This is a genomic window from Maricaulis maris, assembly GCF_003634045.1.
GTDB lineage: Bacteria > Pseudomonadota > Alphaproteobacteria > Caulobacterales > Maricaulaceae > Maricaulis > Maricaulis maris.
This window is the reverse complement of the sequence record NZ_RBIM01000003.1, coordinates 437,105-449,945: the sequence shown is the minus strand read 5'-3', so window position 1 is coordinate 449,945 and position 12,841 is coordinate 437,105. Positions and strand designations below refer to the sequence as shown.

Below are 12,841 nucleotides of genomic sequence, written 5' to 3'. Positions count from 1 at the left end.
ATGGAACAAATCAAGAACAGATTTCAGACCGACATCGGTGACCCGGATTGAGGTGGCGATCATCCGGGCGGTGCCGATATTGTCCTGGGGATGACGGCCCGGCCTGGCTCAGCGGTGTCCGGCCAACCGTTCGGCGAGTGTCTGCAAGTCCTGCCAGGCCAGCCGCTTTTCGCTTGGACGGGCGATCAGATAGCTCGGCGGAAAGATTGGCAGCGCCGGTATGGTCGTTCCGGTCGGCTGACCTGCAGCATCCCGCAACGCATAGTCCACCCAGCGGCCGCGCAGCCGTGTGATGGCTGTGTCGCTACGCAGCAGGGCCTGCGCTCCGAGGCCGCCGGCAAGCAACAGGACGTCCGGCTTCTTCAACGCGATATGGCGTTCGACGAAGGGCAGGCAGAGGGCGACCTCCTCCTGGGTTGGTGCCCGGTTACCCGGCGGCCGCCAATTCAAGACATGGGTGAGATAGGCCTGGTCCGGCTCGACCCCGATGGCGGCCAGCATGCGGTCGATCAATCGCCCGGTCGGACCGAGGAAGGGTTCGCCGCGATCATCTTCCTCACGGCCGGGGGCTTCGCCGACCACCATCAGCCGGGCGTTGCGGTCACCACGCGCGAACACGGTGTTGCGGGCGGTGCGTTTCAGGGCGCATCCCTCAAACGCATCAATGGCGGATCGCAGGGCGTCCAGCGTGGTGGCGTCGCCTGCCAGCGCCTGTGCGCTTGGTCCGGTCGCCACGGCGTCGCCGAAACCGGCGGCACGGGCGGCTTGCGGCGTTGCCGCGCGGACCGGCTCGGCAGGCGGTACCCGACGGGATTCCCGGCGCGGTTCCGGGCTGGTCGACGGCGCTCCAGCAGCTGCGGGCCGCGGCGTGATGACAGGCTCGTCCATCTCGATGCCGGCATCCTCCCACCAGGCGATGAGAGCCTTCAGCGCCTTCTCGTCATGGGCGGTCAGTGTGGGGCCGGTATCGGTCATGATTGACGTGCACGTTAACGTAATAGCTTTGATCCCGACGGCGGGACGCGCTAGATGGGTGTTCGATCCTAGGGTATGACCGAAGACCTGCAAGCCGAACACCGCATTAAACAGACAGCGACCACGAAACGGGAAGGGTGCCAACGAGATGACCGACGCCGCAATCGAACGCGAATCCATGGAATATGACGTCATCATCGTTGGCGGTGGCCCGGCTGGCCTGTCTGCCGCGATCCGCCTGAAACAGATGGCTGCCGAGGCCGGTTCGGAGATTTCCATCGCGCTGTTGGAAAAAGGCGCCGAGGTCGGTGCCCATATCCTGTCCGGCGCCGTGGTCGATCCCAAAGCCCTCAACGAGCTTTTCCCGGACTGGAAAGAGCGGGGCGCGCCGCTCGAGGACGAGGTCAAGACTGACATCTTCGAAGTGCTCGGCGCCGCCGGGTCGATCAGCCTGCCGACGCTTTTCTTCCCGCCGCTGATGAGCAATCATGGCTGCTACATCGTGTCGCTGGCCAATGTCTGCCGCTGGTTGGCCGAGCAGGCCGAGGCGCTGGGGGTCGAGATCTATCCCGGTTTCCCGGCTGCCGAGCTGATCGAGGAAGATGGCGCCATCAAGGGTGTGATCACCGGTGATTTCGGTCTGGCGCGTGATGGCGGCCACAAGGACGGCTACCAGCCCGGCATGGAGCTGCGCGGCAAATACACGCTGATCGGCGAGGGCGTGCGCGGTTCGCTGGCCAAGAAGCTGATCAGCCGCTTCAACCTGTCCGAAGGCAAGGAGCCGCAGAAATTCGGTATCGGTATCAAGGAATTATGGCGCGTGAAGCCGGAGAACCACAAGCCGGGCATGGTCAAGCACACCATGGGCTGGCCGCTCGACGGCCAGACTGGTGGCGGCTCCTTCATGTACCATTTCGGCGAAAATCTGGTCTCGGTCGGTTATGTCCTCCACCTCAACTACAAGAACCCCTACCTGTCGCCATTCGAGGAATTCCAGCGCCTGAAGACCCACCCGGTAATGGCACCGGTGTTCGAGGGCGGCGAGCGTATTTCCTACGGCGCCCGCGCCATCACCGAGGGTGGCTATCAGTCCGTGCCCAAGCTGGCCTTCCCCGGCGGCGGCCTGATCGGTTGCTCGGCCGGTTTTGTGAATGTGCCACGCATCAAGGGCAGCCATAATGCCATGAAGACCGGCATGCTGGCCGCGGAAAGCGTGTTCGCTGCCATCGCTGATGGCCGTCAGCACGATGAACTGGCCGACTACCAGACCGCCTATGAAAACTCCTGGGTCGCCAAGGACCTCAAGCGGGTCCGCAACGTCAAACCGCTCTGGTCAAAGCTGGGCACTTTCTTCGGCGTTGTTTTCGGCGGGGTCGACATGTGGTGCACCACGATTTTCGGCGGTTGGTCGCCGTTTGGCACGATGGGCCATGGCAAGACCGACGCGGAGAGTCTGGAGCCGGCGTCCAAGCACAAGCCGATCAATTATCCCAAGCCGGATGGCGTTTTGACCTTTGACCGCCTGTCCTCGGTCTTCATTTCCAACACCAATCACGAGGAGGATCAGCCGATCCACCTCAAACTCTCCGATGCCGAGCTGCAAAAACTCTCTGAACTGGGTGAGTTCGCCGGTCCGTCGACCCGCTATTGCCCGGCCGGGGTTTATGAGTGGGTCGAGGACGAGACCTCTGGTGACAAGCGCTTCCAGATCAACGCCCAGAACTGCGTTCACTGCAAGACCTGCGATATCAAGGACCCGAACCAGAACATCAACTGGACGACGCCGGAAGGCGGCGGCGGTCCGATGTACGCAAACATGTAGGCCCAACCGCCTCCGGCCCTTGCGCCGGAAGGCCAGCAGAGCGAGCATGCGGGCATGAGTTTTCCTGTCCGCATCCTCCCGCTTGTCGCCGCCGCAATGGTCCTGTCGTCCTGCGCCACCTCGACCGACCCGGTCGATGAGGGGACGACAGTTTATGGCGCCTTCCTCGCGGCCCGCTATGCCGGGGTGAACCGCGATGTTGCCGGCGCGGCCGCCGGTTATGCCCGGGCCTTGGATCAGGCGCCGGGCAATGCCACCCTGGCCGACCGGGCGTTCATCACCACATTGCTGGCGGGGGACAATCAACTCGCCGCCGAACTGGCGCGCACCACTGTTGCAGCGGGCGATCCGAGCCGCTTGGCCACCCTCTATGTTGCTGCTGACCAGATCGCCGGACGCGATTATCGCGCTGCCATCACCAGCCTGGAAGCCGCACCGGACTATGGTCCGTTCAACGCCTTGATGCGTGACCTCCTGCTGCAATGGGCACTGATGGGGGATGGCCAGGCGCTGGCCGCGATGGACGCTGCCAATGCCACGGTGTCGCCGGGCTTCCTGTCCTCCCACCTGTGGCTCCACAAGGCGATGTTGGCGGATGTGGCGGGAGAGACGGCGGCGGCGGACAATGCCTATCGCACCGCAGTCTATTCGGCTGTCTTCCCGCGACTTGCCACGGAAATGTACGGCAATTTCCTCGAGCGCGAGGGCCGTGCCGAGGAGGCCGGCACCCTCTATCAGACCTATCTCGAGGCCAATCCGGCGGACCCGTTTGTCAATGCAGCGATAGGTCGGCTTGAGGCCGGCAACCGTCCGGCCCGCCGCCTGCCGGTGCCGCAAATGGCGTCGCGAGCCCTGTTCGGCCCGGCCTTTGATCTCGCCGAGCAGGCCGATATGGACCTTTCGGTCATCTATCTGCGACTGGTCCAGCGGCTCGACCCGGCCTACGCCCCGACCCGGATGAGCCTGGCGGGAGTCTTGGAGCGCATCAGCTTGCCGGACGCTGCGCTGGCTGAATACGCCGCTGTCGCCGATGGGCCTTATCGCTTTGTCGCCGATATCGAGCGGAGCTGGTTGCTGGTGCAGACCGACCGGGCGGCAGAAGCCACGGTTCTGGCCGAGCGTCTCTTGGCCGAGACAGGCGCCCGCGAGGCGCGCGCCCTGCTGGCCAATCTGTTGCGGGTGCAGGACCGCTGCCCTGAAGCTGTCGGGCTGTATGAACAGGTGATCGCGGAACTCGCCGCCGCCGATGCATCGGGGGATTGGCGCTATCATTATTTTGCCGCCGCCTGTCACTATGACGCCAACAATTGGCCGGCGGCGGAAGCGCATTACCTGGCGGCCCTCGAACTGGCGCCGCGCGAGAGCACGCTGCTCAATGATCTCGGCTATTTCTGGATTGATCGTGGTGAGCGCGTCGAGGAAGCGTTCGAAATGATCCTGCAGGCCTCGGAGCTTACCCCGGAAAACGGCAATGTGATCGACAGTCTCGGCTGGGCGCATTACCGGCTCGGGCACTACGAGGCCGCTGTTGAAGCCCTGGAGCGGGCGGCCGAGCTCGAACCGGGCAGCGCGACCGCGAACTATCATCTGGGTGATGCCTATTGGCAGGTTGGTCGTGAGCTGGAGGCCGGATTCCAGTGGCGCCGTGCCCTGGATCTCGATCCGCGCCCGGAGCAGCGAGACGGGCTGGAATACCGTCTCGAACACGGTCATCCGCCGGGTGAGGAACAGCATCTGGCGGCCGACACGACGCGCGCCGATGATGAGGGCGGCGAACCGTGAGCGACACGCCCGTCACCGAACTCGCCGCCGCCAAGGTCAATTTGACCTTGCGGGTCGGCCCGGCCCGGGCTGATGGCTATCATCCGCTCGACAGTCTCGTCGTCTTCGCCGACTGGGGTGATCGGATCGAGGTGCGCCCGGCACCGGGCCTCTTGCTGACCATGTCGGGTGAAGCGTCGCGCGCCCTGGCACCCGACGGTTCCAATCTCGTGCTAAAGGCGGCCCGGGCGCTGCAGGCTGAAAGCGGCGTCACGGACGGCGCCATGATCCGGCTCCACAAGCAGATCCCGGTCGAGGCCGGGCTGGGCGGTGGTTCCGCCGATGCCGCAGCGACGCTGCGGGCCCTGAACAGGCTCTGGGGGTTGAACTGGCCACTCGACCGGCTGGCCGAAATCGGCCTGGCACTGGGCGCTGACGTGCCGGCCTGTCTCTACTCGCGCCCGCTGCGCATGCGCGGGATCGGTGAATGGATCGATATCCTGCCAGGCTTCGATGCCTTTGACGCTGTGATCCTCAATCCTGGCGTCCGTGTCCCGACCGGGCCGATTTTCAAGGCCTTTGACGCTGCCGACCCGGCCCCGCTGGCCGATAGCTGGCCGATGGGCGATAACCGGCTCGACTGGCTGCGCGGCGAGCGCAATGATCTGGAAGCCCCTGCCATGGCACGTCACACCGCGATCGCGGCGGCGCTCGACTGGCTGCGTGGGCGCGACGGCGTGGCGCTGGCGCGCATGTCCGGCTCGGGAGCCAGTTGCTACGCGCTCTGCCAGGACCGCGCGGCGGCCGAGGCGATCGCTGCGGACTATGACGGTTTCGCCATCGCCGTGCGTCTGGAGGGCGGCGCGCGATGAGCGGCGCGCTATTGCCGCTTGTGCTTGCCTTCCTGGTCTCGCTGGCAACGGCCGGCCTTGTGCTGCGCCTTGGCATTCTCGACCACCCCAATGCCCGCTCCAATCACGTCAATCCGACGCCGCGCGGCGGCGGGCTGGGCATTGTTCTCGGTTTTCTGGTGGCGCTCTTCTTTATCCCGGTCGCGGCGCCGCACGATCTCGCGGCCCTGACCGGGCTGGCGTTGTGCACCGTGCTGGCGGCGGGGCTGGGTTTTCTTGACGATCTGCTGACCCTGTCGGAGCGGTTGAAATTCGTCTGTCTGACCCTGATCAGCCTGGCGCTGGCCGGCATGGCCGGACCGGTCACCGAGCTGGGCCTTGCTTTGCCCTGGCTGGTCGGCTGGCTGGGCTCGGCCCTCTTCGTCTTCACCCTCGCCAATACCGTCAATTTCATGGACGGGTCAGACGGGTTGATGACAGCCGCGCTGATCCCGGCCGCGCTGACGCTGGCCTGGCTGGCCCCGGGCGCGACCGGGCTGGCGGCGCTTGCCCTGGCGGCCGCACTGGCCGGCTTTGCGGTGTGGAATGCGCCGCTGATGGCCGCGCGCGGCAAGCTGTTCAGCGGCGATGTCGGCTCGCTTGGCGCCGCGGTGATCCTGGCCGGGCTGGCCCTGATGTGGGCCTCCAATGGCCCCGCGACATCCGTCTGGTTGGTGCCGCTACTTGTCCTGCCTCTGCTCGGTGATGTCCTGTTGACGATGGCGGCGCGGGTCAAGGCTGGCGCCTCGCCCTTCGTCGCGCACCGCTCACATGCCTATCAGTTGCTGATTGCCATGGGGGCGAGCCATCGCAAGGTGGCCGTGATCTGGGGGGCGATGAGCCTGGTCTGCGGCGCCCTGGCGCTGCTGGCTGCCGGCCTGCCGCCGATCGCTGCACCTTTTGTGCTGCTTGTCGCCGTGCTGGTCTTTGCCGTCCTGCATCAGCGCTGGCGGCGCCTGGCGCGCGCAGCCGGGGTTGAAACCCGTCAGTGATGCCGGTTGATCAATAGGCCCGTTCGACCACGAAATCGGCGAGGTCTTCCAAGGCGTTGCGCCATTTATTGGCGGGGAAGGCCGCCAGCGCCTCGCGGGCCCGCCGGGCGTGGGCGCGGGCCTGGTTGACGGTGGCGTCCAAGGCGCCATGTGCCTTGATCAGCCGCACCGCCTGGTCGAAATCCCCTTCGACCTGCTCGCCGCCGGCAATGACCCGGGTCCAGAAATCCGTTTCTTTTCCGGATGATGCCGCGATGGAAAGGGCGACCGGCAGGGTCACCTTGCCCTCGCGGAAATCATCGCCGGTCGATTTGCCGAGCTTGGCCGAAGCACCGCCATAATCCAGCGCATCATCAACCAGCTGGAAGGCCAGGCCGAGCTCGCGGCCATAGGTCTCCAATGCCGCTTCCTCGTCTGCCGAGCGACCGGCAACAATGCCCGAAACCTGCGCCGCGGCGGCAAACAGGGCGGCGGTCTTGGCGTCGATGATCTGCATGTAAGTGTCCACCGACACGCCGATATCCTTGACCGAGGACAGTTGTCGGACCTCTCCCTCGGCAATCGTCGAGGCGGCGGCTGAGAGCACGCCCAGCGCCCGCATCGATCCCGCCTCGACCATCAGCGAGAAGGAGCGCGCGAACAGGAAATCGCCGACCAGGACCGAGGAGGCATTGCCCCAGACCAGATTGGCCGCGACCTTGCCGCGCCGCATCCCGCTCTCATCGACGACGTCGTCGTGCAACAGGGTCGCGGTGTGGATGAATTCGACAGCGGCCGCGAGTTTCAGCGGCGCAATGTCAGAATGGCCGATCATGTTGGCGGCAGCGACGGTGATCATCGGGCGGACACGCTTGCCGCCGGCCTCGATCAGGTAACGGGCGAGTTCGGGAATCAGGTCGACATGGCTGTCGAGGCGTTCCAGGATCAAGGCATCGACCCGGCGCATGTCATCATAGGCCAGCGCTGCCAGCGCTTCGGCGGCATTGGGGATGTCGGCCTGCTTGGCCGTCGCTGCCGCTTTGACATTCACCATGCTGTCCACGCCAGCTGTCCTCTTGATGCAGGCTCGATTGCTCTGGACAATAGAAATCGCGGGACCGCCCGGCAAGCACAAGGGGCGGTGACGAAACAGCACAGGTCAGTGAGGGCGGCTCGCCCTGGCCCAACAGCCCGGAGGCGGCATCACGTGAAAGAAGTTCTGCGGACCAATGATCCGGTCAAACTCTCCTACGCCCAGTCACTGCTGCGCGATGCCGATATCGAACCCATCGTGCTCGATCAGGGCATGTCGTCGATGTATGGCGGCGGGCTTCCGGTCATCAGGACACGTATCATGGTGATCGATGAGGACGCGGCCGAGGCCGCCAGCATCCTGGCGGAGCTGCAGGAGGACAAGGCGTGACCACGACGCTGGACCGCTTGCTCGATGGTCATGTTGTCTTGCGCCAGGGCAAGGACGGCTATCGTGCCGGCATGGATGCCGGCCTGCTCGCCGCCGCGCTCGATGCGGGCGAGGGCGAGGCCCTGGCCGAGTTCGGTTGCGGAGCCGGGGCTGCCCTGATGTGCGCGGCCTGGCGCCTGAAGGGGGCCAGTTTCGTCGGCGTTGAACGCGACCCCGAAGCGGCCAGGCTGGCGGCGGAGAATGCGGCGAGCAATGGCATGGGCGCCCGGGTGCGCACCCAGAATGCCGACATCATGCAGCTGGGCACCTCGCTGAAGGTCGACCAGGTTTTCTTCAATCCGCCTTTCTTCGACGACCCCAACGCCTTGCGGGCGCCCAAGGATGAAAAGCGCGCCGCCTGGCTGACCGGTGATGTACCCTTTGCCGACTGGGTGCGCTGTGCCGCCCGGGCGCTGAAGGCCAAGGGCAAGCTGACCCTGATCCACCGCGCCGACCGGCTCGCCGACATCCTGACCGCGCTCGACCGGTCCTTCGGGTCGGTGGTGATCAAGCCGATCCATCCGCGCAGCGGTGAGCCGGCCAAGCGGGTCATCGTGCAGGCGACGATAGGCGGCAAGGCGCCGCTGGTCCTGCTGGCGCCGTTGATCCTGCACGAAGGTGAGGGGCATTCGCCTGAAGCGGAGGCGATCCTGCGCGGGCAGGCGGTGCTGGCGATGGGGTGATCCGAACGCCTGTCGTTTAGCCAATGTCATCCCGACGAAAGCCGGGATCCAGTACGGGCTGTCGCGCCTGGATAGGGGATTTCGGGCTAAAACCTGTCAGGCGGTGCCAGGCTGGGTCCTGACTTTCGTCAGGATGACGGTATGAAGGGGGCGCCGGATTGATTTTGTGAGACCGCCGCCATGACCATAACGATCATCCTTGTCGTTCTCGCCTTCGTCCTGCTTGTGGTGCTCGGTGCACGCGGGCGCAAGCAGCGTGACAATGCGGCCGAGGCCGCGCGGCGGGCTGTCGAGGCGCGTTTCGAAACGCCGGACGGGGATGCTGCGTCGCACAAAGACGAGGACTCGCGCGCTTGATTACACGAGCCGGCTTGCCTAGTGTCCGCGCGATTTCTTGATCTCGATTTATCCAGCGGGAATTAAAGCCATGGCGGCCGAAAACGCGCCCTCCTTCCAGGAGCTGATCCTCCGTTTGCAGAGCTATTGGGCGAGCAAGGGCTGCGCCATCCTGCAGCCCTATGATGTCGAGGTCGGGGCGGGCACGCTGCATCCCGCGACGACACTGCGCTCGCTCGGCCCGCGTCCCTGGCGGGCGGCCTATGTCCAGCCCTCGCGTCGCCCCGGCGATGGCCGCTATGGCGAGAACCCGAACCGCCTGCAGCATTACTACCAGTTCCAGGTCCTCCTGAAGCCGTGCCCGGCTGATCTGCAGGACCTCTATCTCGGCTCGCTGGATGCCATCGGCATTGATCGTGACCTGCATGATGTCCGCTTTGTGGAAGACGACTGGGAGAACCCCACCGTCGGCGCCTGGGGGCTGGGCTGGGAAGTCTGGTGTGACGGCATGGAAGTCAGCCAGTTCACCTATTTCCAGCAGGTCGGCGGACAGGATGTCGAGCTTGTCTCGGGCGAGCTGACCTATGGCCTGGAACGCCTGGCGATGTATGTCCAGGGCGTCGAGAATGTCTATGATCTCGACTTCAACGGCGCCGGCCTTTCCTATGGCGACGTCTTCCTGGAAGCGGAAAAACAGTATTCCGAATTCAATTTCGAGCATGCCGATGTCGACATGCTGATCGAATGGTTCAAGGGCGCGGAAAACCAGTGCATGGCGCTGCTCAATCTCGACAAGCCGCTGCCCCTGCCGGCCTATGATTTCTGCCTGAAAGCCTCCCATCTCTTCAACCTGGTCGACGCCCGCGGCGCCATCTCGGTCGCCGAACGCGCCAGCTGGATCGCCCGCGTCCGCGAACTCGCCAAGGGCTGTGCGGATGCCTGGGTGAAGAGCGAGCGCGCGCTGGCGGAGGCGGCCGAGTGATGAACGCGCTCACCTCATCACTTGTCATCCCGGCCGGATGCCACGCGAAAGCGGGGCGCAGAGCCGGGACCCATAGGCGTCAGTCTGAAAAGCGCCCAGCTCTGCCGTCCGTGACAGCGCGCCGCACACCGGGGATCTGGGTCCCGGATCTTCGCCCGGCTCAGGGCCGGGCCTGCGTCCGGGATGACAATGTGCGTTTACCGGCCAGCGGCATGAGGACTTCCCGATGAAACTCCCCCTACGCGGTGGCTGTCAGTGTGGCGCGGTGCGGTATGAGATCAGCGAGAATCCGCTGACGCTGTATTGTTGTCATTGTACGACCTGCCAGCAGCAATCCTCCTCGGCCTTCGGCCTGTCCATGCTGGTGCCGCGTGACGGGTTCAAATATCTCAAGGGCGCGGTTGCGGCCTTTGAAATCCCGACCGAGAGCAAGTCGAAAAAGCTCGGCTATTTCTGCGGCGACTGCGGCACGCGCATCGCCAACGACACGGCGGGGCGTCCGGCCCTGTCGCTGAAAGCCGGGACGCTGGATGACCGCGCCAAGCTGAAACCGGTCGGTCATATCTGGGTCAAATCGGCCCAGGACTGGATGATCTTCCATGAAGACGCGCTGATCTATGAAGGTCCGCCCGATGACGGTTATTTCGCGCTGATGCAGCGTTATGCCGACCAAGAATACGCCTCCTGAGCGGAAAGCCTGACACGATGTCCGAACTCCTGTTTGAAATCTTCTGCGAGGAAATCCCGGCCCGCATGCAACCGCGCGCCGAGACCGATCTGGAAAAACTGCTGGGCGACAGGCTCAAGGCGGCGGGTCTGGACTGGACATCGTTGAAGACCTTTGCCGGTGCGCGTCGACTCGGTCTGGTGATTGAGGGCCTGCCGGTGAAGACCGCCGATGTCAGCGAAGAACGCAAGGGGCCGCGCGTCGGCGCGCCGGACAAGGCGGTTGAAGGCTTTTTGCGCGGGGCCGGCGTGGCCTCGCTCGACCAGTGCGAAAAGCGCGAGGACAAGAAGGGCGAATTCTGGGTCGCGCGGATCGAAAAGCCGGGCCGTGCCACGACCGAGGTCATCGCCGAGGCGATCCCCGAAGTGATGAAGGCCTTTCCCTGGCCCAAATCAATGAAATTCGGCGAGGGCGAGAAAGCCCAGCGCTGGGTGCGTCCGATCCAGCGTCTGCTGTGCGTGTTTGACGGCGAAGTCGTGCCGGTCGAGGTGTTCGGCATCACGGCCTCCAACATCACCGAAGGCCATCGCCGCATGGGCCGCGGGCCGTTCACGGTGTCGAATTTCCTGGAATATGCGTCGGTCCTGGAAGGCGAGGGGCATGTCCTGCTGGACCGCGCCGCCCGTGAATCGCTGATCCTGAATGGTGCGCGCAAAGTGTGTGTCGATGCCGGGTTTGAACTGGTCGAGGATGCGGGCCTTTTGACCGAGGTCGCCGGTCTGGTGGAATGGCCGGTGCCGGTGCTGGGCGAGATGGATCCGGACTTCCTGGACCTGCCGCCGGAAGTCATCACCCTGACCATGAAGACGCACCAGAAATATTTCGCGGTGCGCGATCCCAAGACCGGCACGCTGGTCTCCAAATTCGTCACCATCGCCAACCAGGTCGCGCCCGATGGCGGTGCCGCGATCGCCGCCGGCAATGCCCGCGTCCTCTCGGCCCGCCTGTCGGATGCCCGCCATTTCTGGGACAATGACCGCAAGACGCCGCTGTGGGATGAGACGGGCGAACGCCCCGACATGTACAGCCAGCTAGCGAAGGTGACGTTCCACGAGAAGCTCGGCACGGTGGCCGACAAGGTCGAACGCGTCGCCGCCCTGGCCCGCGAACTGGCCCCGGTCGTCGGCGCCGATCCGGACCTGGCCGAGAAGGCCGCCCGCCTCGCCAAGGCCGATCTCGTCTCCGAAATGGTCTATGAATTCCCCGAATTGCAAGGCGCGATGGGGCGCTACTACGCCCTCGACCAGGGCGAGGATGCTGCGGTCGCGGATGCGATCAAGGATCACTACAAGCCGCAGGGGCCGTCGGATGAGGTGCCCACCGCGCCAGTCTCGGCCGCCGTCGCGCTGGCTGACAAGCTGGACACGCTGGTCGGCTTCTGGGCGATCGACGAGAAGCCGACGGGGTCCAAGGATCCGTTTGCGCTGCGGCGTGCGGCGTTGGGGGTTATTCGGGTGCTGTTGGTTGGAGTCGTGAGGTTGCGGCTTCAAGGCCAGATGTTTGGCTATCTTGGTAGTCACTTCATCACTGAGGACCGAGAGGGCAATTGGTCGCTCGGAGGCGCGTCCGGGCAAGGCGTTGAGATTGCGGAAAAATGCACTCAAGATCTCCTCGCCTTCTTCGCAGACCGCCTCAAAGTCCACCTGCGCGACGAGGGCATCCGCCACGATATCATCGACGCGGTCTTCGCACTCGGCGATGACGATCTCGTCCGGGTGACGGCCAAGGCTCGCGCGCTGCAGGCCTTCCTCGATACCGAGGATGGCGCGGCGCTGCTGGCGGGCAACAAGCGGGCGTCGAACATTCTCGCCAAGTCGGAGGATGACCTGGCCGGTGAGCCGGACGCGGACTATCTCGCAAACGCGCCCGAATCGGCCGAGCGCGATCTGATCGCGGCCCTCGCTGCGGCCGGTCCGGCAGCGGAAAAGGCGCTGGCAGAGGAAGACTTCGCGGCCGCGATGACAGCCTTGGCGCAATTGCGGGCACCGATTGATGCATTTTTCGAGCATGTGACCGTCAACACGGAATTGGTCAGCTTGCGCCGCAATCGTCTTCTCTTATTGTCCGCCATTCGCACGGCCATTCGCGCCGTCGCCGATTTCGACAAGATTTCAGGCTAGGCTGGATGTATCCGATGGCAGGCATGATCGTCCCGACACACCCTCCCTCTCCCCGGGGAGAGGGATCGAGAGAGAGGGGGGAGACACCGCCATTGCCAGGATGGTTTGCCAC

At 64.8% G+C, this 12,841-nt stretch carries 12 protein-coding genes; 10 read left to right on the top strand and 2 right to left on the bottom strand.

From position 1 onward, the window contains the following. Positions 1–108: 108 nt before the first annotated feature. Positions 109–975, bottom strand: a complete 867-nt coding sequence (locus tag C7435_RS08070) for a uracil-DNA glycosylase (RefSeq protein WP_121210740.1) — start codon at positions 973–975, stop codon at positions 109–111. 148 nt (positions 976–1,123) lie between these two features. Between C7435_RS08070 and C7435_RS08065 the strand changes: the two genes are divergently transcribed. From C7435_RS08065 to C7435_RS08050, 4 genes are read left to right on the top strand one after another with little or no spacing between them, the layout of a single operon-like run. Further along, complete coding sequence (locus tag C7435_RS08065; RefSeq protein ID WP_121210738.1) at positions 1,124–2,797, top strand: electron transfer flavoprotein-ubiquinone oxidoreductase; 1,674 nt, start codon at positions 1,124–1,126, stop codon at positions 2,795–2,797. Positions 2,798–2,851: 54 nt separating this feature from the next. Next, positions 2,852–4,579, top strand: a complete 1,728-nt coding sequence (locus tag C7435_RS08060) for a tetratricopeptide repeat protein (RefSeq protein WP_121210736.1) — start codon at positions 2,852–2,854, stop codon at positions 4,577–4,579. Beyond that, positions 4,576–5,430 carry a 4-(cytidine 5'-diphospho)-2-C-methyl-D-erythritol kinase gene (locus C7435_RS08055; protein WP_075189042.1) on the top strand — a complete coding sequence of 285 codons (855 nt, stop codon included), beginning with the start codon at positions 4,576–4,578 and terminating at the stop codon, positions 5,428–5,430. The genes C7435_RS08060 and C7435_RS08055 overlap by 4 nt, the downstream gene beginning before the upstream one ends. Next, positions 5,427–6,440 carry a glycosyltransferase family 4 protein gene (locus C7435_RS08050; protein ID WP_121210734.1) on the top strand — a complete coding sequence of 338 codons (1,014 nt, stop codon included), beginning with the start codon at positions 5,427–5,429 and terminating at the stop codon, positions 6,438–6,440. Before C7435_RS08055 ends, C7435_RS08050 begins: the two co-directional genes overlap by 4 nt. Before the next feature lie 10 nt (positions 6,441–6,450). On the opposite strand, the gene C7435_RS08045 is transcribed toward C7435_RS08050, so the two are convergent. Then, positions 6,451–7,473 carry a polyprenyl synthetase family protein gene (locus tag C7435_RS08045; RefSeq protein ID WP_121210912.1) on the bottom strand — a complete coding sequence of 341 codons (1,023 nt, stop codon included), beginning with the start codon at positions 7,471–7,473 and terminating at the stop codon, positions 6,451–6,453. Positions 7,474–7,626: 153 nt separating this feature from the next. Here C7435_RS08045 and C7435_RS08040 point away from each other — a divergent pair, with 153 nt between their 5' ends. From C7435_RS08040 to glyS, 6 genes are all read left to right on the top strand, one after another. After that, a complete protein-coding gene (locus C7435_RS08040; RefSeq protein WP_121210733.1) occupies positions 7,627–7,842 on the top strand; it encodes a putative signal transducing protein in 216 nt (71 codons plus the stop codon). Beyond that, positions 7,839–8,564, top strand: a complete 726-nt coding sequence (locus C7435_RS08035) for a tRNA1(Val) (adenine(37)-N6)-methyltransferase (RefSeq protein ID WP_121210731.1) — start codon at positions 7,839–7,841, stop codon at positions 8,562–8,564. Before C7435_RS08040 ends, C7435_RS08035 begins: the two co-directional genes overlap by 4 nt. Positions 8,565–8,744: 180 nt before the next feature. Beyond that, positions 8,745–8,921 (top strand): hypothetical protein, encoded by a 177-nt coding sequence (locus C7435_RS17140; protein WP_170150395.1) that lies wholly within the window; start codon positions 8,745–8,747, stop codon positions 8,919–8,921. 70 nt (positions 8,922–8,991) lie between these two features. After that, entirely contained in the window at positions 8,992–9,882 is an 891-nt protein-coding gene (locus C7435_RS08030; RefSeq protein WP_075189038.1) for a glycine--tRNA ligase subunit alpha, read from the top strand. Between the two features lie 226 nt (positions 9,883–10,108). Beyond that, complete coding sequence (locus tag C7435_RS08025; protein ID WP_121210729.1) at positions 10,109–10,570, top strand: GFA family protein; 462 nt, start codon at positions 10,109–10,111, stop codon at positions 10,568–10,570. 17 nt (positions 10,571–10,587) lie between these two features. Continuing rightward, a complete protein-coding gene (gene glyS, locus C7435_RS08020; protein WP_121210728.1) occupies positions 10,588–12,729 on the top strand; it encodes a glycine--tRNA ligase subunit beta in 2,142 nt (713 codons plus the stop codon). Positions 12,730–12,841 lie beyond the last annotated feature (112 nt).